Source organism: uncultured Helicobacter sp., assembly GCF_937906905.1.
GTDB lineage: Bacteria > Campylobacterota > Campylobacteria > Campylobacterales > Helicobacteraceae > Helicobacter_B.
Window position 1 is genome coordinate 18398 of sequence record NZ_CALERY010000017.1, and the last position, 20150, is coordinate 38547.

The window sequence follows — 20150 nt, forward strand, 5'->3', positions numbered from 1 at the left end:
CATGCGGCTATGGCTTTTTATCTCACATTATTATTTGCGGTATTTTGTGGTGATATTTTTCGCACTTGGGCTGTTTTTTGTCAGTATCGATAGCTTGCAGTATATCGATAACTTTGCAGACTCTGCGAATCTTTTAATCCTGTTTTTTGTCTATGACTTTTTATACGCGATGAATTTTACCTTGCCTATCTCGCTGCTGCTGGCTATGGTGATTTGCTATCTCTTTTTAATAAAATCCAGCCAATACACCGCGCTACTAGCTCTTGGCTACTCGAAGCGTAGGATTCTTAGTCCAATGCTCATGCTTAGTTTTCTCATCTCGCTGTGCCATATCGGGCTGAATGCCACGCCATTTGCCTACGCACAGGAGAAAGTCGAGAAATTTTTTGCTAAAGATTCTAGCGTGCCTACGACTGATTTGTTTGTCAAATACCATAACTCCTATGTGTATTTTGGCTCGATCAATCTTATCCGCCAGGCAAACACAATCCGCGTTTTCACCCTAAGCCAAGACAAAGAGAATCTTGTTCAAGTTACCCAAGCCAAAAATGCGGCATTTGAGAATGACTACTGGATGCTCTATAATGCGTTTATGCAAGATATGCCAAAGCGTTGGGAGCTTGGTGGGGCAGGGGTAAAGTCTGTGAGCTTTGCCAAGCTCCCAATTCTTAAAGACTTTAATCCAAAAGTGCTAGATTCCTTTTCCCAAGCCAAGCCCTCTATTTCAATTATCGATGCGCTAGATTCTTTGCGGCTGCTACGCGAGCAGAAAATCGGTAGTGAGAAAATCCGCGCTGTGCTCTATGCGCTTATTATTGTGCCGTTGTTTGTGCCATTTGTGGCGATGATTATCACCTATTATGTCCCAAGCCTAGCACGCTATGGGAATCTATACTTGCTTGGATTTTTGTTTATCGTGTTTGCGTTGGTGGTGTGGGGAATGTTTTTCTCACTAAGTCAGTTTGCTATCACTGGTGTGATTTTCCCAGAGCTTGGTGTGGTGGCGCCATTTGTGCTGCTTGTATGTGTGGCACTTGGCTACTACACAAGGCTCAATAAAAGTCTCTAAATCTTAATTTCCTTAAAAGGAGTGCAAATGGGTGGCAAGCTTCTGTATAATCTAAAAGGCATAGGCAGAATGATCATGCCTCGCGCACTCACACAAGCACGCTTAGAATCTACAATCGCGCGTATTTTTACACTGCCAGATACAGCCCTAGAGGCAATTGCCAAGCGCGTGGCGCATTATCATAAGATTAGTGAGGCATTTTCCGTGCAGCCGCTTCCTCATGGCTCCCATACGCGCCTCTCTCTCACTCAACCCCACTATGGCAAACTTGGCGATAATAAGCTCACTAAAGAGCATTCAAGCGTGTATTTCTACGATAGCTATGAATGGACGCGCTATTTCCCTGACTCCTATGAATGGAACTACGAGTTTAGCGATGTGAATTATTATCTCACCACCCCGGCGATTACCAAAACGCGCCCAATAGATTCTCGTGTGGAAGTTGCACTAGAATCTAGGGCAGGTTTGGACACTGATACTTGTGCCCCCCAGACAAATCACACGAGCATCCTCCTCCAGCTCGAAAAACACCGCCACTTTAGCTTTATCCACGACCCAATCCCCTATGAGAAAAAGCGCGATTTACTCTTCTTCCGCGGGGCGTGTCCGCAGGAGCATAGAAGCAGATTTTTACGCCAGTATTTCTCCCACCCACTCTGCGATCTAGGGCATACAGGCGGCGCAGATGAGCACCCAGAATTCACCAAGCCCAAAATCCCCAAAAAAGAGCATTTACACTATAAATTCCTCCTAAGCCTAGAGGGCAATGATGTCGCAAGCAACCTCAAGTGGATTCTAGGGAGCAATAGCCTTTGCATTATGCCAAAGCCGCGCTATGAAAGCTGGTTTATGGAAGAAAAGCTAGAGGAAAATGTGCATTACGCCCTGCTTGATGATGACTATGGCAATCTTGACTCCTTGCTAGAGTTTTTCACAGCCCACCCAAAAGATGCAAAGGAGATTATCCACAATGCCAACACCTACTGCCAAGCCTTCCAAAACCCGCGCATAGAAGAAGCGTGCAATCTGCTTGTGCTGCGCAAATACTTCTACCTAAGCGGACAGGGCGATTTGAGCCAAGATGAGCGCGCCTTGCTAGGGTGCTAGATTTTGCTATAATGCCTGGCTTTGCTTCAAATCACGCCTAGCGTATAGAGAATACACAAAGGATACAATATGATGTGGATCAACCACCAAATCACTCAAGATTTTCATAGGCAATATAGCATTACAGAGAAGTTGCTTGATGTGCGCAGCGAGCATGTGCTTGAGATTTTTAAAAGCAAAGAGTTTGGGCAAATTGCGATGTTTGATGAGCGTGAGATTCTTATCGAGCGGTTTTTGTCTGTGCGTAGCGAGCTACTCGCGCATGTGGGGGCATGCTGCCTAAGGCTTGAGGAGCCTAGCTTGTGTGCGTTGCTGCTTGGGGGGTTTAACCTTGAAATCGCTCACGAGCTTTTCAAGCACGAGATGATTGTGGATTATGTCCAAAGTGATGAAAAAGTGCTTGACTCGCTTATTAGCTTTTTCCCACATTTTCAAGCTGTGCGCGAGCATGCGGGCTTCACTCATTATGCCAAAGCGATTGATTTGCCATTGCGCAAATACAATCTCATCATTCATCAAGGTAGCCCAAACGCCCATGAGCTTGATGGTATAAGCAGAATGCTAGCCCCGGGCGGGGTGTTGATTTTTACACTTCCTAGCCCATATCTGCAAGAAGCAGCATGCCTAGAGTCTCTCCAGCATGCCAGCGCACATTTCAGTATTCTTATGCCATTTTTCACGCCATTTTTTGGCGATGAATGCTATGCGTTTGCCTCCCATGGGACACATCCGCTAGCAGACCTATGGCTACAGCGTGCGGATTTGCTCGATGATCTGGAGTTTTATAATGCTGATATCCATGAGGCTGCTTTTGCACTTCCTACAAAGCTTGCCACACAGCTGCGCGCATGGGTGAAAAGCTAGGTCCCCCTACACCAGAATCTAGTTTGCAAGATTTTGGTAGCTGTAATTATTTGAGGCAAAAATCAAGCACTGATTTTGGAGTGGATTCTACTAGGCTTGCGCATGCGGTGGTGATCACTGGGGGGATAGCATGTGGGAAAAGTAGTGTATGCCAAATACTGCAAAAGCGTGGATTCTCCGTGGTGTGTGCGGATAAGATTGCACATGCGGTGCTTGAAGAGTGTGCAGATGAGCTTGCGCGCGCGTTTGGTGAAAGGGTTCTCGCTCACAAGAAGCCAGCGCAGAATCCTAGCTGCGGCGATTTTGGCGAGGTTGGGTATCATACAAAGGATTCTGGCAGGATTGATCGTGGTGCGCTTGGTGAGATTGTCTTTAGCTCTGCTACTAAGCGCAAGTTGTTGGAGTCTATCACTCACCCGCGCATTTATGAGGAGATTTTGCGCCAAGCACGCATGCTAGAATCTAGCATGGAATCTAAAGATTCTGGGCTAGATTCTTTAGGGTCTGGTGAATCGGTGGGGTGGTATTTTTTGGATATACCATTGTTTTTCGAGGGTGGGGCGCGCTATGATGTGTATCATGTCGTTTGTGTGAGTGCGCCAGAATCCTTACAAATCGCGCGTTTGCAATCGAGAAACTCCCTAAGCTACGAGCAAGCGCGCGCTCGAATCGCAGCGCAAATGCCCTTAGCAGAGAAAATCGCGCGTAGCACATATGTGATAGAAAATAATGGCACGATTGAAGAGCTAGAGCAAAGGGTCAAAGCTATGCTTAAATCGCTAGAATCTAGGCTTAGCCTTGTGCGAAATGTTTAGATTCTAGCGATTGTCGGCTGTGCGAGAATCTAGCAAATGAGTAGTCTCGCTTTATGTTTATTTGTGAGTGAATTTGTGCGGATTTTGCTTAGAGCCACCACCGATGTGGGTTATCTCGCCATTTGTGCCAATACTATACGCCTGACCAAATCCTTTGACATAGCGCCCACCACGCACCACTAGCTCGATTAGGTGAAAATCAAGCATGTTTTTAATCATTGTAATACTGCTATCCTTGCTATTTTGTGTGATAAAACTACTATATGCCTGCTCAAACTCCGCACTCTCTCGATCGACAAACCGAGCTTCTGCTCGATAGCGCAGGCGTTTGCGCACAAGGATAGATTTTGCCTTGCATTCATCTTCTAGAAATAGCAGCTCGATATTGGTAGGGTTTGTTTTGATACTTGCAAAATGCTCTGCCACTTCGCTGATATAGATGTAGAATCTATTGTCATGGTGAATGATTGGCGCATAGGTAGCTAGGACTTCGCCATGGGCGCTGATAGTCGCTAGCACACCAGAGTTAAAGCCCTTTGCAAACTCTACAATCTCCTGTGTGAGCCCGCTAGAATCTGTGCTGGGCTTTTGGACACTCATGCAAAGCATGATGATTACGTCTTTTATGTTGTCGCTTGTAGCTTTTTCTGGGAAATCTACACGCACACTACCGCCGGTATAGCTAATATCAAGCCCAGCAAAATCTACTCCTACAAGCTGCACACCACTTGGGTTGGGCTCTGTGCCATAGTGTTTGACTAGACTCTCTAGCTCTTTTTGGTGATGGGCATTCATGTGAGAGATGATTCCTTGGGCTTGTTGTGGATTGAGTTGTAGCATGGTAAGCTCCTTGTGATTTTAAGATTAGCGGATTCTAGCGATTCATAACTTAATCACTTATAAAAATAAGAATAACTATTAAGATAAAATCTACACTTGTTGGATTCTCTCGCTTATATTTTGTTGTGCGGAATGTGGAGCAGGCTAGATTCTAAGTATTAGATTCTAGCGATAGAAGCTCTTTGTTTTAAGCAAAAATTGGCTAGAATCCCGAGTTTGTTTGAATTTGGCAGAGCAGGCGCATTTAAGCCAATACATGCGCGCTGTTTGCCATTACTAGGAGAATACATGACGAATCTTTTAGATGATTCTAGCGTGATTGACATACAGATTGATGATTCGATTAAAGAGAGCTACCTGGACTACTCGATGAGCGTCATTGTGGGGCGTGCGCTCCCTGATGCTAAAGATGGGCTAAAGCCAGTGCATAGGCGGATTCTCTATGCGATGAATGATTTAAATGTTACCTCGCGCTCCTCACATAAGAAATCCGCTCGTATCGTGGGTGATGTCATAGGGAAATACCACCCTCATGGAGACACGGCTGTGTATGATGCGCTTGTGCGTATGGCGCAGGACTTTTCTATGCGCCTGCCACTTGTCGATGGGCAGGGGAATTTTGGCTCAATCGATGGTGATAATGCCGCGGCTATGCGTTACACTGAAGCGCGTATGGCAGCTGCGAGTGAGGAGATTTTGCGCGATATTGATAAGGATACTGTTGATTTTGTGCCAAACTATGATGATAGTTTAAAAGAGCCAGATGTCCTGCCAAGCAGAATCCCAAATCTCCTTGTCAATGGCTCAAGCGGGATTGCCGTGGGTATGGCGACAAGTATCCCGCCACATAGGATTGATGAGATTGTAGATGCGCTAATTTGTGTCATTGATAGTCCAAACGCCACGCTTGATGAGATTCTGGCTTATGTGCAGGGACCAGATTTCCCCACAGGTGGGATCATCTATGGCAAGCAAGGTATCATAGATGCTTACCGCACTGGGCGCGGCAGGATCCGCGTGCGCGCTAAAACACATATAGAAAAAACCAAGACCAAAGACATCATCATCATCGATGAAATCCCCTACCAAGTCAATAAAGCAAAGCTTGTGGAGCAAATCAGCGAGCTGGCTAGAGATAAGATAATCGAAGGGATTGCCGAAGTGCGCGATGAGAGTGATAGAGAGGGTATGCGCGTAGTCATTGAGCTCAAAAAAGATGCGATGAGCGAGATTGTGCTAAACAATCTCTATAAATCTACGGCGATGGAGAGCACTTTTGGGATTATTTTGCTAGCTATCAATAACAAAGAGCCAAAGATATTCACGCTCCTAGAGCTTTTGCATATTTTCATCTCCCACCGCAAAACAATCATTATCCGCCGCACGATTTTTGAGCTAGAGAAGGCTAAGGCTAGGGCGCATATCCTAGAGGGGCTTAAAATCGCGCTTGATCATATCGATGAAGTCATCGCGCTTATCAAAGCAAGTGCCAACACCGAAGAAGCCCACGATGGGCTTATGGAGAAGTTTGGGCTAAGTAGCTTGCAGGCTAAGGCGATTTTGGAAATGCGCTTACAGCGATTAACAGGGCTAGAGCGCGATAAAATCGAGCAAGAATACGCCGAGCTGCTCGCGCAAATCGAGTATCTAAATAGCATTCTAAAAAGCGAAGAGAAGCTTAAAGAAATTATCAAAGAAGAGCTGCTAGAGGTGAAAGAGAAGTTTTCTAGCCTGCGCCTTACGCAGATTGAAGAAGACTATGATGCCATTGATATAGAAGATCTAATCCCCAATGAGCCAGTGGTTGTTACAATGAGCCACCGCGGCTATGTCAAGCGCGTGCTGCTTAAAACTTATGAGAAGCAGCATCGCGGCGGCAAGGGCAAGATTAGCGGCAATACACACGAAGATGACTTTATAGAATCCTTCTTCATCGCCAACACACACGACACGATACTATTTATCACCAACAAAGGGCAGCTCTACTGGCTCAAAGTCTATAAAATCCCCGAAGCTGGGCGCACGGCTATTGGCAAGGCGGTGGTCAATCTTATCAATATCCAGCCAGATGAGAAGATTATGGCGACAATCACTACAAAAGATTTTAATAGCGATAAATCGCTAGTGTTTTTCACCAAAAACGGCATTGTCAAGCGCACCAATTTAAGCGAGTATAGCAATATCCGCTCTGTGGGCGTGCGTGCGATCAACCTTGATGAAAATGACGAGCTAGTGAGCGCGAATATCGTGGATTCTAGTGTCAAAGAGCTTTTCATCGCCACGCATAGAGGTATGTGTATCCGCTTTAGTATTGATGATATACGCGAGATCGGCAGAGTGGCGCGTGGGGTTACAGGGATACGATTTAAAGAAAAGGGCGATTGCGTGATTGCAGCTACGACTATTAGCAGTGATAATGACAAGCTGCTAACCGTGAGCGAGCAAGGCATCGGCAAGCAAACACTAGCAGGAGAATACCGCTTGCAGTCTAGGGGGGGCAAGGGTGTGATTGTGATGAAGCTTACCAATAAAACGGGCAATCTTGTAAGCATCGTCAATGTCAATGATGAAAATATGGATTTAATGGTGCTAACCACAAAGGGCAAGATGATACGAGTCGATACAAACGCGATCCGCGAAGCAGGGCGCAACACAAGTGGTGTGAAAATCGTCAATGTCGGTAGCGAGAAAGTCGCCTTTGCCGTAACCTGCCCCAAAGAGCAAGATGATGAGCCAATAGACGATGGGCTAGAATCTAATACTTAAGATTCTAGCGTGGATTGTGTAGGGTAGATTCTACTGGAATAGTGGTGGGTGGATTTTTGTGATTCGATTTCAGCCAAGGAGACAACCAAGTGAAAAAACTAAAAAGCAATATATATATATATATGATGTAGGGATTTTTCTTGTAGCCTTTTGTGCATTTTTTCCATTTTTTGCCACATTGTGGATACGCAGAGTGTTTGGCAGGAGCGTGGAGATTACACAGATTCTCTTTCATCTGCGTTTCCCTGTCGGGGCTGAACAAGATGATGAGCCAATAGACGATGGGCTAGAATCTAATACTTAAGATTCTAGCGTGGATTGTGTAGGGTAGATTCTACTGGAATAGTGGTGGGTGGATTTTTGTGATTCGATTTCAGCCAAGGAGACAACCAAGTGAAAAAACTAAAAAGCAATATATATATATATATGATGTAGGGATTTTTCTTGTAGCCTTTTGTGCATTTTTTCCATTTTTTGCCACATTGTGGATACGCAGAGTGTTTGGCAGGAGCGTGGAGATTACACAGATTCTCTTTCATCTGCGTTTCCCTGTCGGGGCTGAAGCAGTTGATACCGCGCTGGTGTGGCACTTCATCGGGGTGGTGCTACTTCCAGCACTTGTGCTTTCACTTATGCTAGCAGCACCAAAAGCCACTGCAAGACTTATGGCGTGGATTTGGGGGATAGCGCGATCTGTGGGCGAGGCTGCGTGGCGTTTTGTGCTGGAATTTGTGCGCGGGCATTCCGTCCTTTCGCGATATGTGCTTGTCGCACTGCTGTTGATGTATGGTGGGCACTACACGATCAAAAAGCTCAAAATCCCTGAATTTATCGCGCAAAATGTAGGCGAGAAGCCTTATGAAAATTTTTATGAGCAGTATTATCAAAAGCCAAGTCTAGAATCTATCGCACTACAAGCGCAAGCTCATAAACCTAGAAATCTACTCATCATCTATATGGAGTCTATGGAGGCGACTTTTCGCAATAGCGATCCTGGTCGCTACACAAACAAAGCGCGCATGGTATTTCCCGCAGATAGCCTTATCCCAAACCTCGACCGCCTTGCCACGCAGAATCTAAGCTTTAGCAATCTTGTCGCTACGCGTGGTGCTGGCTGGACGATCGCAGGGCTTATCTCCTATAACTGCGCATTTCCGCAAACTTGGCTACCTTTTAATGCCGGTTTTAACGATAGTGTCGCGCGCTACTTTTTGCACTCGGCTACTTGCTTGGGTGATGTGCTTGACACTCTGGGCTATGAGCAAGTGATTTTTCGAGGTGCTGATGGAGAATATGCTGGTTCGCGCGGGTTTTTTGCCTCGCATGCTATCACAATGAGAGATCTCAAGGCTCTAGAATCATGGGCGCAGGAGCATGATGGGTGGCGAAACGACTGGGGAGTGAAAGATTCTCTGCTTTTTACCAAGGTGCGCGAGTCGCTGCAAGAGCGCTACGAGCAGTCGAGAGAAAATAGCGATAATAAACCATTTGCATTCTATGTGCTTACAGCTGATACGCATGCGCCAGGATTTGTCGATAAGCAGTATTGTCAAGACTTAGAGACAAACTATGCAAATTCTTTGCACTGCTCGGATAGAATCGTGGGGGATTTTGTGGAGTGGTTTTTGCAAAGTCCTTTGGCAAAGGATACGACTTTAGTCTTGCTAGGAGATCATCTCACTATGGAGCAGGATTTCATAGAATCAGGCGTGGATCGTAGAATCTATAATGCTTTTATCAATCCAACATTTACTAAGCCCTTGAGTGATGAGATCTTGCGGGGTGCGACACTCACGCATTTCGATGTTACGACATTGATTTTGGATTCTCTAGGGATAGAGACCAGGAGTTTTGGGCTGGGGAGGAATCCGCTCTATGGCAAAACGCTTGTGCAGGAGCTTGGCACTTCGGGATTATATGATGAGCTTGGCAAGCCCTCGAGAATGTATGAGGGATTTTGGAAGTTTGATCCAGATAAAGCTCAAAAGTATAATCGAGCGCGCCAATAATCTCCCATAATGCCTTGTGATAGGCGCGGAAATTTAGGAGCTTGATAATTAAAAGTCCTTGCTAAAATCTTGCTAGCATTTGCCTAAAAGGTTTGTAGAATAAGATTCTGCCAAAGAGATCATGAGATGGGCAGAATCTTAATGAGAGATATTTTTGATGTATGCGGGTTTTGTATATGTAAATACAAGCCTTAGAATCCAATAGAATCTAAAACCTAGATTCTATTTCCAGAATTCCGTATCGTGTATCCCTACATCGGCGGCTTTGAAAGTAGGATTTTTGCCTGCTTTACGCTGCTTTTCGTAGTCTTTTAGCACTTTGATTGCAATATTGCTAAGTAGCAATATTGCAATGATATTGATGCTTGCCATAAATCCCATGAATACATCGGCAAGATCCCATGCTAGCTCCATGCTAAGCTGCGCACCGATAAAAACCATTGCCACAGCAGAGGCACGGAAGATTTGTAGAGCTAGCTTATTGTGCGTGATAAATTTGAAATTTGCTTCTGCATAAAAATAGTTCCCAATAAGCGAGGTAAAGGCAAAAAGCACAATTGCAATACTGACAAAATACAGCCCAAAGCCACCAAAATAATCCTGCATAACACTTTGCATAAGCGCCATTCCCTTGAGATCGCCGATATTAGCAAGATCTGAGCAAAGCACCATAAACGCACTGGCTGAACAGATGATGAGCGTATCGATGAAAACTGAAAGCGTTTGCACCATGCCTTGTTTGGCGGGGTGGCTTGTGTGTGCAGCAGCAGCAGCATTTGGCGCGCTTCCCATACCCGCTTCGTTAGAGAAAAGCCCGCGTTTAATCCCTAGCACAATAGCGCTCCCTGCAAAGCCACTAAAAATAGCTTGAAAATTAAATGCTTCTTCAAGCACATGAGAGAATATCCCTGGAATCTTGTCGATATTCATTCCCACAACAATGAGCGCAACTACAAGATAGCCAAACGCCATAACAGGCACGAGCACAGAGGAGATTGTCGCACTTCCCTTGCCTCCACCAAAAAAGAAAAACGACACAAGAATCGCTAGAATCAGCCCGACAAAAATCGTAAAATGCCCATTGGCAAAGTTCTCACTGCCGACAAAAATTTCAAATGCCGAAGTGAGCGTATAAGTCTGCAAACCATTAAACCCATAAGTAAAGCACAAAATCAACGAAATCGCAAAGACTATGCCAAGCGCGCGGGACTTGAGCGCAGATTCTATGTAATATGCTGGTCCTCCTTTATAGCGGTGCTCGCCATCACTGCGCTTATAAACCTGTGCGAGAGTAGATTCTACAAAAGCGCTTGCCCCTCCTACAATTGCTGTGATCCACATCCAAAAAAGCGCCCCCACGCCTCCCCCTACAATCGCCACTGCCACGCCTACGATATTACCAATCCCTACGCGGGAGGCGGTAGAGATCATCAATGCGCCAAATGGCGAGATATGCTTCTCATGACTGCGCTCTTTAAGCACCATAAAAGCATCTTTGAGGAATCGCAGTTGGATAAAGCGCGTGCGGATTGTAAGATAGAGCCCGCAGAGAATAAGCGCGAAAACGAGCCAATATGTATAGAGAAAGCCACTGACATCGCCTACGATTGCGTGGAATCCCTGGAGAAAAAGCTCCCAGCTGTTAGGCGGAGTAGAAGTCGAAGTATCCATGAAATATCCTTTGTGAAATTGTGAAGACAGATGACCACGGATTCTAGCAGGTTTTGTATTAAAGCAATGTTATGCAATCTAGTCTTGAGCGAGAATTAGCGTGATTGTTACGATTTGGCGCGTTTGGCTAGCTTGTAAAATTAGCAGATTGTGGTTCTAAGTATCCAGAGTGGCGACCAAATTTGCTAAATACCTCTTACTGCTCGTGATTAAAAACACTATCCAAGCCTATCCCTTCATCTGCAAGCATTGCATTATAACGCCAGAAAAGTGTCTCCACTCGCTTTTGCAAGAATTTTAAGCGTGCATTTGCTGTTTCAATCCCCCATATCGTGCCACCACCATTTGCCTCATAGGTGTGCGCGTGTGCGGCTTGCAAATATGCCGCATAGCTATCGCGGAGCTTAAGCCATGCGCGCTGCTCATCTAGTAATGTATCTTGCCCTTTTTGGATACTTGGCTCGTGGCTGAAAATTCCGCTTGGTGTGCTTTTATTTTGCTTTTTAAACTCGGTGCGATAGAGCTTGTAGTATTTGTTTAAAAGCTTGTCATATTCCGCATAAATATATTCAAGCATAGCAAGCGTTCCCTGTGTGGAGGCAGAGGATTCTTGTAGGTTTTTTGTCTCGCACTCAAGGCGCGTGATTTCAAGTTTGTAAGTTTGCTCGTGGGAGTGTAAGTGTGCGATTTTGGGCTTTGTCTGTGCGACCTCTTTGGTGCAGGTGGTATCAATCTTTTTTGCCTGTGCGCTGTTGATAGCCTGCGTTTCTTTAGCAAAATTGTGCAGGCTTTTACTGCTTGCTGGAGCGATATTGCAAATCAATGTGCTTATAAAAGTGGCTAGTAAGATTCTGGTCTTCATTGTTGCTCCTTGTGCTTCTTTTTGGCTTTTGCAGGCTCTAAGTGCGGCGTGAGTGTGATGATGACTTTTCGTAATTGCAAAAGGTTATCAATATCCATACTATACCACTCCCTTGCACCTGGATATGGCGGGGCTTTGGGATGGTTTGGCAAGATAGATTCTAGAATCTTATGGGGCTTGGCAAAAAGTGTATCATCACAGAGTAGAAATATGGGTTTTGGGCTTTGTGGGGCTAGGGCGTGCGCGGGTGTCGTATCGCTAGAGCCAGAATCTGTGAGCCTAGATTCTGGTGCGCAGCCAAAATCTTGCACATAGATACAATACTCGCCAAACATCTTGCGGCTTGTAAAAACATAGCGTCGCTTCAAATCACTAGATTCCAGCATATCGGCTTCCGCGCTCACCATAGTAGAATCTGCGCTAAACTCCACGACGCTAGAATCTAAGCTTGCTTCCAGCTGCTCTAAGCAATATGCTAAAAACTCCTTGCTACTTGCCATTGCGCGCCTTTTGTCTGGATTTTGGAATCTCTATTAGATTTCTACTCAAATACCTGCTTAAATGATCGGCAAAGAGTGTTACGATGAGTTTGTTTTCCACTTGTTGCGCGAGCTTTAAACACGCTTGCAAACACGCACCTGATGAAATCCCTACCAGCAGCCCCTCTTCTCTAGCTAAGATTCTAAGCCCTTGATACGCCTCTTCATCGCTGATTTTTTGCACCAAATCTATAAGGCTTATATCCATAGTTTTTGGGATAAAGTTATTGCCAATACCTTCAATATTCGCACACCCCTCCTCCCCACCACCAATCACAGAGCCAATAGGATCGCATAGCACAGCTTGGATTCTGGAATCTCGCTCTTTTAGATAGCGCGTAATGCCGCTAAAGCTGCCACCGCTGCCAGCACCGCAGACAAAAAAGTCTAGCTGCGCTTTTTTAGAGTCATGCCCAGAGTGTCTAAGCGCACTTTGCATATCCTCATAAATCTCGCGCGCAGTGGTGAGATAGTGTGTCTCTGGGTTGGCTGGGTTTTCAAACTGATTGAGACTTAAGGCATTGGGATTAGATTCTAGGATCTCTCGTGCTTTTTCTATCGCGCCTTGCATGCCAAGTGCTTTTGGCGTGTTGATGACTTCCGCCCCCAAAGCACGCATGAGAATCTGCTTTTCAATAGAAAATTTATCTGGCACTACAAGTAGCGCACGGACACCAAAATGCAAGCATACAAAGGCAATACCAAGCCCTGTATTGCCAGCAGTAGCCTCTACAATGATAGAGTTTGCATGTAGCTTGTTGGCATTTTTTAGCTGGGTAAGCACATGTAGTGCCACGCGATCTTTCACACCCCCAGCAGGGTTACAGGACTCTAGCTTTGCAAAAATGCGGTTATTGTTTGGGATTGCTATGCGGGATAGCTCCACAAGAGGCGTATTACCAATAAGTGCTAGAGATGATGAGTAGAGCATGGGAGTCTCCTTGCAAGTAGAAGTGGCATAAGTGGGTTGCGTAGAGTAGATTTGGATTCTACTCGCTTTTGCGCTCTATCTGTGCGCCAAGAGCGGTTAGCTTTTGCTTGAGATTTTCATAGCCACGATCGAGATGGTAGATTCTATGCACATTGGTGCTGCCTTGTGCGACAAGCCCAGCAAGCACGAGTGCAGAGGAAGCGCGCAAATCAGTTGCCATGACATCTGCGCCCACGAGTTGGCTACTTTCGCTGCCCACGATCGTAGCGATATTGCCTTTTAGCGTGATGTTTGCGCCTAGGCGTTGTAGCTCGCTGGCGTGCATGAAGCGATTTTCAAACAGCCGCTCTTGTATCACACTTGTGCCATGGCACTGCGTAGCTAGGCTCATAAATTGCGCTTGCATATCAGTGGGGAATCCAGGGTGCTCTGTGGTGATAAGCTCAAAGCTCTCGCGCTTCGTAGCTGGGAAAAGCTCGATGCTATCGCGATTAGATTCTAGTCTAAAGCCAATTTGACGGAGTTTTTCAAGGACTGCTTCAAGGTGGGTTGGGTTGGCGTTTGTTAGGCGAATATGGCTGTTGGTAATCGCGCCTGCACATAGGTAGGTGCCCGCTTCGATTCTATCGGGGATCACTGAGAATGTTGGGATTTGCAGTGGCTCTCTATCTGTGCCGATGATTTCAAGCACTGATGTGCCTACACCCTGGATCTCCACGCCAGCATCTTGGAGCACTTCGCAGAGCTGCACGACCTCTGGCTCGCGCGCAGCATTGATGATTTGCGTGCGTCCTTTGGCAAGTGCTGCTGCCATGATGACATTTTCGCAGCCTGTTACGGTGATTTTGTCAAAGACGATTTGTGTGCCTTGCAGACCTTTGGGTGCTTTGGCGACAATATAACCACCCTCGATGTGGATTTCTGCGCCCATTTTCTCCATGGCAAGAATATGTAAATCCACTGGGCGAGCGCCGATAGCACAGCCTCCTGGCAGACTTACTTCGCAGTGCCCACAGCGCGCGAGCAGGGGACCAAGCACCAGAATCGAGGCGCGCATTTTGCGCACGATGTCATAAATGGCTTTGGTGTGGATAATATGATTTGCATCGATTTGGGCTTGATGAGGAGTGAGCCAGCTTACTACCGCGCCCAAATGCTCTAAAAGCTTGGCAAGCGTTTTGACATCAGCGACATTAGGGAGATTATCAATCTGCACGGGACGATTGGAGAGTAGGGTAGCAGAGAGAAGTGGGAGAGCGGCGTTTTTTGCTCCAGAGATATTGATTTCGCCTTGGAGCTTCGCGCCCCCTGTGATATGTAAATAATCCATGACAAACCCCTTGGAAAAAGATTATAAAACTAGATTCCAGCATTATAGCAAACCACGCCTTGGCATGTGGTTTTGCTGGCTTGGAGTTTAGCTTCTATTCAGTAAAGTCTAGCTCATGGGAGAGCTAGAAAATAATCGTTTTGTTTTGATTGATAAACACACGATCATGCAAAACGAGATCAAGCGCGTGGGCAAACACACTTTTTTCAATATCGCGCCCGGCTTTTTGCATATCCTGCCAGCTGTATGTGTGGTCGATTTTTGTGATGTCTTGGGTGATGATTGGTCCCTCGTCGAGATCTTGGGTTACAAAATGCGCAGTGGCACCGATGATTTTTACACCACGCTGGTAGGCTTGCTTGTATGGGTTTGCACCGATAAATGCAGGCAAAAAGCTATGATGGATATTTATCATTTTGCCAAAATAGCGTGCTACAAATGCGGGGGAGAGAATCCTCATGTATTTGGCAAGCGCGATGACATCAGGGGCATAGGAGTCGATGATGTGTGCTATTTGCTCTTCATGTGCTGCGCGATCTAGATTTTGATCAAACTCTAGTGAGCTAACGCAGTGAAATGGGATATGGAAGCGCTCCACAAGATTGGCTAGGGTATCGTGATTTGCAATGACAGCTTGGATATGGGCATTGAGCTCGCCGCTCTCATAGCGCAGAAGCAAGTCGCCTAGGCAGTGGTTTTCCTTGGTGGCAAGAATGAGAAGAGATTTTTTTTGGGCTTGCTTTAGCGTAATGCTCGCCTCCTTGCCAAGCACATCATGCAGTCCGGCTAAAACCCCCTCTCTGTCAAATTTCTTATTTGCTTCTCCAATCTCTGTGCGCATGAAAAATAGTCCGCGCTCTTTATCGACAAACTCATCATTTTTCTCTATATTGAGCCCAAATTCATAGAGAATCTTTGACACTGCGTAGATGATTCCACCCTGATCGCGCGTGGTAATAAGCAGAATATGCTTCATTGTAGTCCTACTCCAAACAGCGCACTAAGCACGCTACTAAGGCTAGATTCTAGGGCAGAGTCTATATAGCTTTGCCACGAGCTTTTTTCTAGCCACTCTTCTTTCTCCACACCGCTTAGGATTTTTAGCTGGGCTATGGCTTGGTTTCTGGAAAGGATATCATCGATAAGCCCCAGCTCTTTGGCTTTTGTAGCGTTAAATACTTTGCCTTCAGCAAACTGCTGTGCGTTGGCAAGATCAAGCTTGCGTGCATTGGCGACATCTGTGATAAATGTGTCGTATTCTTCTTTGATGAGATTTTGGATAAATGTGCGTTCTTTTGCACTCCAGTCGCGGTAGTAGGTGCCAATTTCTTTATACTCACCAGCGGCGATTGTCTGGGGTTCATAGCCGATTTTGTCAAGCAGGGGCTTGATGTTTGCTCCGCTAAAAATTACTCCAATACTTCCAATGAGTGCCCCGCGGTTGGCGTAGATTTTACTCGCACCTATGCTAGCGTAGTAGGCGCCACTTGCCATGACTCCCTCTGTATGCACGACCACAGGGAGCTTCTCTGCGAGCTCTTTGATAAGATCAGATATCTCCACACTCGCACCCACTGCCCCACCAGGAGAATTTACCACAAGTAGCACACCCTTGAGACTAGGATATTGGTGTAGCTCATCGATTTGCGCACGCAGCATACTAGAATCTAAAATCATGCCTTTTAGCTGGATTTTAGCGAGATTTGGTTGCTGGGCAGGGGGATTGATACTGATGAGCAGGATAATGACGATAAGGATAAACACAAAGGCTTTAAAATATTTGGTGATACACTCAAGCACAGCGATAATGGGAGTAAAAATCTTCATGTGATTCCTTAAGAGCTATGGAGATTCTATAAACAATCCCAAAATTCTAGCACAATCGCGACTGATTGGCGTGCAGAATCTGGCTTTGCGCTATGGGGTGCGGATTTTGTCGTCATGCTTGTTTGTGTTTGCACGACAAGTTTTAGCTTCTTTGGCAAAACACACTTAGAATCAAATCTCTTAAGGCTGTTTGCAAAATCTTGTGAGATTTAATTTTGCGCCTGCAATGCGGTGAGTGCCACCACCCCCACAATATCAAGCGCACTGCATCCACGCGAGAGGTCATTCACAGGAGCTGCCATGCCCTGTGTGATAGGTCCATAGGCTTCAGCTTTAGCAAAGCGCTGCACAAGCTTGTAGCCGATATTGCCAGAATCTAAATCTGGGAAAACCAACACATTTGCTTTGCCTGCGACGCTCGATCCTTTCGCTTTGGACGCCCCCACGCTTGGGACAATCGCCGCATCAAGCTGCAATTCACCATCGATAGCGATTTCTGGGGCAAGCTCTTTTGCTATGCGCGTGGCTTCGACTACTTTATCGACATCTGCGTGCTTTGCGCTACCATAGGTAGAGTGGCTTAGCATGGCGACATGCGGGCTGGATTTAATGATGGATTGGAAGCTTTTTGCGCTGGATATGGCGATGTTTGCTAGTTCTTGCGCAGTAGGATTCTGGCACAAGGCACAATCCGAAAAGACAAGCAGTCCATTCTCACCATAAGTGCAATCAGGCACAACCATGACAAAAAAGCTCGATACCAATGCAGAATCTTTTGCTGTGCCAACAATCTGCAATGCTGCTCGCAATACATCAGAAGTCGCGTGAATCGCGCCTGCTACCATGCCATCAGCCCGCCCAGATTTCACGAGCGCTGCCCCAAAATACAACTTATCATTGACAAGTAGCTCACGCGCTTTATCCGCAGTCATACCCTTGTGTCCGCGAAGCTCGACAAATAGCTCGACAAACTCATCGAGCAAGGGGGATTGTGCTGGGTCGATACATTGGGCTTTTTCAAGGAGTTTTGTCGCATTTTCTACGGAAATATGGGCGATGTGTAGAGATTTGGTTTTCTCCAAAATCTCATTTTTTGTGCCAAGTAGAATAATATCTGCAAACTCCTCTTGTAGCACAAGCACCGCAGCTTCAATCGTGCGCACATCGCTTGTCTCTGGTAGGACAATGGTCTTTTTCTGGGCTTTTGCCTTTGCTTTGATTTGCTCGATAAAACTCATAGATACTCCTTCAAACAATATGTTAATTTGGTGCGCAGATGTTATTTGCACTAGTGTTTTGTGGTCTAGCCTTTAGCAATCCTTTCAATCACCGCATTAAAGCTCTTGCTTGGTCGCATAATGGCTTCTGCCTTGCTATCATCAAATTTATAATATCCGCCTAGATCTACTTTCACGCCTTGAGCGGAGTTAAATTCAGCCCTAATAGAATCTTGCTTAGATTCTAGCTCATCAGCAAGTGGCTTAAAGAATGCTGCAATGTTAGAATCCGCTTTTTGCTCACTCAACGCTCTAGCAAAATACATCGCCAAGTAAAAATGACTTGTGCGGTTGTCATCTTCGCCCACTTTGCGTGAAGGGGCTTTGTTGTTATCAAGCCATTGTGAAGTAGCCACATCTAGCGCGTCTGCTAGCACCTTTGCCTTAGGGCTATTTTGCTTTTGTGCGTAGAATTCTAGGCTTGCTTGCAGGGCTAGAAACTCGCCCAAGCTATCCCAACGCAAATGATTTTCTTCTACAAGTTGTTCTACCTGCTTTGGCGCACTGCCCCCAGCCCCGGTTTCAAACATCGCCCCGCCATTTAGCATAGGCACGACGGAGAGCATTTTCGCACTTGTGCCAAGCTCTAAAATTGGGAAAAGATCAGTCAAATAATCACGCAAAACATTGCCTGTGATAGAAATGGCATTTTTCCCAGCACGGATAAGGCGTAAGGATTCTAAACACGCTTCTTTTGGGGCTAAAATGGCTATGTCTTTACCCTTTTCTTGCAAGCGTTTCTTAACTAAATCAATCATAATTTTATTACTAGCCCTTTTAGAATCTAGCCAGAAAATCGCCTTATCCCCTGTCAAATCCGCTCTTTCAATCCCTAAATCAATCCAGTTTTGCACCGCATCAAATTTCGCTTGATTTGCTCTATAAATATCGCCTTTTTTCACGCTATGAGTAAGCAGCACCTTATCGCTAGAATCCACAATGATAAACTCCCCATCATTTGGGGCGACAAAGGTTTTGTCGTGTGAGCCATATTCTTGTGCTTTTTTTGCCATTAAGCCCACATTGCTAACACTGCCTAAAGTCGCAGGATTAAGAGTGTCATTTGCTTTTAAATCTTCAATCACGGCTTCATAAATAGTCGCATAAGTCTTATCAGGGATTACAGCGTTTGCATCGCATTCCTTGCCGTCTTTATCCCATAATTTCGCGCCATTTTTTAGCATAGCAGGCATTGAAGCATCTACAATCACATCGCTTGGGATATGCAAATTGGTAATGCCTTTGTTGGAATTTACCATAGAGATTTTGGCAGACTTTTCTAAAATCTCATTGTATTTCGCAAGAATCGCCGCTTTTTTGGGGCTGGATTCTATCTTTGTAAGTAGCTCACTTATGCCATTATTGGCATTCACACCTAGTGCTTCTAGCTCGTCTTTGAACTCAGTAAAAAGCTCCTTAAAATACGCCTTCACCGCGTAGCCAAAAAGGATTGGATCGCTTACTTTCATCATCGTAGCTTTTAAATGCAGTGAAAAGAGTATGCCTTGCTTTTTGCAGGATTCAATTTGCTCTGCGTAAAATTCACTCAATTTTTGAGCGTCCATAAAGGTGGCATCTAGTATCTCATTTGCCTCTAGTTTTAGCCCATCTTTTAGCACTTTCTCACCATTAGAATCTTTGAAAATAATCTTTGCAGTCGTGGGAGATTCTATTAGCACCGCCTTTTCATTATCAAAGAAATCGCCCTCTTTCATATAGCTCACACAGCTTTTTGAGTTTTTATCAAAGGGTGTTACTCGGTAGGGATTTTTCTGTGCGTAGGATTTGACCGCATTGGTGCTACGGCGATCAGAGTTGCCCTGTCGTAAAACAGGATTCACCGCTGAGCCTAGCACTTTTTGATATTTTTCTTTCACTGCCTTTTCTTGCTCGTTGCTTGGCTCATCTGGGAAATCTGGCACATTATAGCCCTTTGCTTGTAACTCTTTAATGGCGTTTTTCAGCTGGGGGATTGAAGCGGAGATATTTGGGGTTTTAATAAGGTTGGCATTTGGCGTTTTGACAAGCTCACCAAGCTGACTTAGGGCGTCTTCTACGCGTTGATTTGGATTTAAACTCTCCGGGAATTGCGCTAAGATTCTAGCACTTAGCGAAATGTCAGCAGTCTCTACTTTAATGTCGGCGTGATTAAGAAACGCCTTTGCGATAGGCAGAAATGAGTAGGTCGCTAGGGCTGGGGATTCATCTGTGAGTGTGTAAGTGATTTTCATTGTGTGTCCTTT

General features: G+C 45.6%; 18 protein-coding genes. 7 read left to right on the forward strand and 11 right to left on the reverse strand.

What is annotated here, in order from left to right:
* The first annotated feature begins 1 nt into the window (after nt 1).
* From Q0171_RS03970 to Q0171_RS03985, 4 genes are all read left to right on the forward strand, one after another.
* Nucleotides 2-1069 (forward strand): LptF/LptG family permease, encoded by a 1068-nt coding sequence (locus Q0171_RS03970; RefSeq protein ID WP_299326998.1) that lies wholly within the window; start codon nt 2-4, stop codon nt 1067-1069.
* Between the two features lie 27 nt (nt 1070-1096).
* Entirely contained in the window at nt 1097-2176 is a 1080-nt protein-coding gene (locus tag Q0171_RS03975; RefSeq protein ID WP_299327000.1) for a glycosyl transferase family 90, read from the forward strand.
* Between the two features lie 69 nt (nt 2177-2245).
* Nucleotides 2246-3040 (forward strand): spermidine synthase, encoded by a 795-nt coding sequence (locus tag Q0171_RS03980; RefSeq protein WP_299327003.1) that lies wholly within the window; start codon nt 2246-2248, stop codon nt 3038-3040.
* Complete coding sequence (locus Q0171_RS03985) at nt 3025-3855, forward strand: dephospho-CoA kinase (protein WP_299327005.1); 831 nt, start codon at nt 3025-3027, stop codon at nt 3853-3855. The genes Q0171_RS03980 and Q0171_RS03985 overlap by 16 nt, the downstream gene beginning before the upstream one ends.
* Nucleotides 3856-3912: 57 nt before the next feature.
* On the opposite strand, the gene Q0171_RS03990 is transcribed toward Q0171_RS03985, so the two are convergent.
* On the reverse strand, nt 3913-4695 hold the full coding sequence (locus Q0171_RS03990) for a HugZ family heme oxygenase (RefSeq protein WP_299327007.1): 783 nt from the start codon (nt 4693-4695) through the stop codon (nt 3913-3915).
* Nucleotides 4696-4983: 288 nt separating this feature from the next.
* On the opposite strand from Q0171_RS03990, the gene gyrA reads away from it, so the two are divergent.
* From gyrA to Q0171_RS04005, 3 genes are read left to right on the forward strand one after another with little or no spacing between them, the layout of a single operon-like run.
* Entirely contained in the window at nt 4984-7461 is a 2478-nt protein-coding gene (gene gyrA / locus Q0171_RS03995; protein ID WP_299327009.1) for a DNA gyrase subunit A, read from the forward strand.
* A gap of 58 nt (nt 7462-7519) precedes the next feature.
* Nucleotides 7520-7765: a hypothetical protein gene (locus Q0171_RS04000; RefSeq protein ID WP_299327011.1), complete on the forward strand. Its 246-nt coding sequence runs from the start codon at nt 7520-7522 to the stop codon at nt 7763-7765.
* A 58-nt stretch (nt 7766-7823) separates the two neighbouring features.
* Nucleotides 7824-9470 (forward strand): LTA synthase family protein, encoded by a 1647-nt coding sequence (locus tag Q0171_RS04005; protein WP_299327013.1) that lies wholly within the window; start codon nt 7824-7826, stop codon nt 9468-9470.
* Nucleotides 9471-9692: 222 nt separating this feature from the next.
* Here the strand turns inward: Q0171_RS04005 and Q0171_RS04010 are convergent, their stop codons facing one another.
* The 10 genes from Q0171_RS04010 to Q0171_RS04055 form a co-directional block, all read right to left on the reverse strand.
* A complete protein-coding gene (locus Q0171_RS04010; protein WP_299327015.1) occupies nt 9693-11141 on the reverse strand; it encodes an alanine/glycine:cation symporter family protein in 1449 nt (482 codons plus the stop codon).
* Between the two features lie 196 nt (nt 11142-11337).
* On the reverse strand, nt 11338-12003 hold the full coding sequence (locus Q0171_RS04015; protein WP_299327017.1) for a lysozyme inhibitor LprI family protein: 666 nt from the start codon (nt 12001-12003) through the stop codon (nt 11338-11340).
* On the reverse strand, nt 12000-12503 hold the full coding sequence (locus tag Q0171_RS04020) for a hypothetical protein (RefSeq protein ID WP_299327018.1): 504 nt from the start codon (nt 12501-12503) through the stop codon (nt 12000-12002). Before Q0171_RS04020 ends, Q0171_RS04015 begins: the two co-directional genes overlap by 4 nt.
* Nucleotides 12493-13473, reverse strand: coding sequence for a cysteine synthase family protein (locus Q0171_RS04025; protein ID WP_299327020.1), 981 nt, complete (start codon nt 13471-13473; stop codon nt 12493-12495). The genes Q0171_RS04020 and Q0171_RS04025 overlap by 11 nt, the downstream gene beginning before the upstream one ends.
* Before the next feature lie 58 nt (nt 13474-13531).
* Nucleotides 13532-14803, reverse strand: coding sequence for a UDP-N-acetylglucosamine 1-carboxyvinyltransferase (gene murA / locus Q0171_RS04030; RefSeq protein ID WP_299327022.1), 1272 nt, complete (start codon nt 14801-14803; stop codon nt 13532-13534).
* 124 nt (nt 14804-14927) lie between these two features.
* Nucleotides 14928-15779: a formyltetrahydrofolate deformylase gene (purU, locus tag Q0171_RS04035; protein WP_299327024.1), complete on the reverse strand. Its 852-nt coding sequence runs from the start codon at nt 15777-15779 to the stop codon at nt 14928-14930.
* A complete protein-coding gene (gene sppA, locus Q0171_RS04040; RefSeq protein ID WP_299327026.1) occupies nt 15776-16630 on the reverse strand; it encodes a signal peptide peptidase SppA in 855 nt (284 codons plus the stop codon). Before sppA ends, purU begins: the two co-directional genes overlap by 4 nt.
* Nucleotides 16631-16656: 26 nt before the next feature.
* On the reverse strand, nt 16657-16788 hold the full coding sequence (locus Q0171_RS04045) for a hypothetical protein (protein ID WP_299327028.1): 132 nt from the start codon (nt 16786-16788) through the stop codon (nt 16657-16659).
* 51 nt (nt 16789-16839) lie between these two features.
* The gene (pta, locus tag Q0171_RS04050; RefSeq protein ID WP_299327030.1) at nt 16840-17868 is read right to left on the reverse strand and encodes a phosphate acetyltransferase; all 1029 of its coding nucleotides are present in this window, start codon (nt 17866-17868) and stop codon (nt 16840-16842) included.
* A 65-nt stretch (nt 17869-17933) separates the two neighbouring features.
* Entirely contained in the window at nt 17934-20138 is a 2205-nt protein-coding gene (locus tag Q0171_RS04055) for an NADP-dependent isocitrate dehydrogenase (RefSeq protein WP_299327032.1), read from the reverse strand.
* Nucleotides 20139-20150: the final 12 nt, after the last annotated feature.

What these genes read in the sequence shown, in the direction of transcription:
- Q0171_RS03970 (WP_299326998.1), top strand. Translation starts at nt 2, where the DNA reads ATGCGGCTATGGCTTTTTATCTCACATTATTATTTGCGGTATTTTGTG.
- Q0171_RS03975 (WP_299327000.1), top strand. Translation starts at nt 1,097, where the DNA reads ATGGGTGGCAAGCTTCTGTATAATCTAAAAGGCATAGGCAGAATGATC.
- Q0171_RS03980 (WP_299327003.1), top strand. Translation starts at nt 2,246, where the DNA reads ATGATGTGGATCAACCACCAAATCACTCAAGATTTTCATAGGCAATAT.
- Q0171_RS03985 (WP_299327005.1), top strand. Translation starts at nt 3,025, where the DNA reads ATGGGTGAAAAGCTAGGTCCCCCTACACCAGAATCTAGTTTGCAAGAT.
- Q0171_RS03990 (WP_299327007.1), bottom strand. Translation starts at nt 4,695, where the DNA reads ATGCTACAACTCAATCCACAACAAGCCCAAGGAATCATCTCTCACATG.
- gyrA (WP_299327009.1), top strand. Translation starts at nt 4,984, where the DNA reads ATGACGAATCTTTTAGATGATTCTAGCGTGATTGACATACAGATTGAT.
- Q0171_RS04010 (WP_299327015.1), bottom strand. Translation starts at nt 11,141, where the DNA reads ATGGATACTTCGACTTCTACTCCGCCTAACAGCTGGGAGCTTTTTCTC.
- Q0171_RS04015 (WP_299327017.1), bottom strand. Translation starts at nt 12,003, where the DNA reads ATGAAGACCAGAATCTTACTAGCCACTTTTATAAGCACATTGATTTGC.
- Q0171_RS04020 (WP_299327018.1), bottom strand. Translation starts at nt 12,503, where the DNA reads ATGGCAAGTAGCAAGGAGTTTTTAGCATATTGCTTAGAGCAGCTGGAA.
- Q0171_RS04025 (WP_299327020.1), bottom strand. Translation starts at nt 13,473, where the DNA reads ATGCTCTACTCATCATCTCTAGCACTTATTGGTAATACGCCTCTTGTG.
- murA (WP_299327022.1), bottom strand. Translation starts at nt 14,803, where the DNA reads ATGGATTATTTACATATCACAGGGGGCGCGAAGCTCCAAGGCGAAATC.
- purU (WP_299327024.1), bottom strand. Translation starts at nt 15,779, where the DNA reads ATGAAGCATATTCTGCTTATTACCACGCGCGATCAGGGTGGAATCATC.
- sppA (WP_299327026.1), bottom strand. Translation starts at nt 16,630, where the DNA reads ATGAAGATTTTTACTCCCATTATCGCTGTGCTTGAGTGTATCACCAAA.
- pta (WP_299327030.1), bottom strand. Translation starts at nt 17,868, where the DNA reads ATGAGTTTTATCGAGCAAATCAAAGCAAAGGCAAAAGCCCAGAAAAAG.
- Q0171_RS04055 (WP_299327032.1), bottom strand. Translation starts at nt 20,138, where the DNA reads ATGAAAATCACTTACACACTCACAGATGAATCCCCAGCCCTAGCGACC.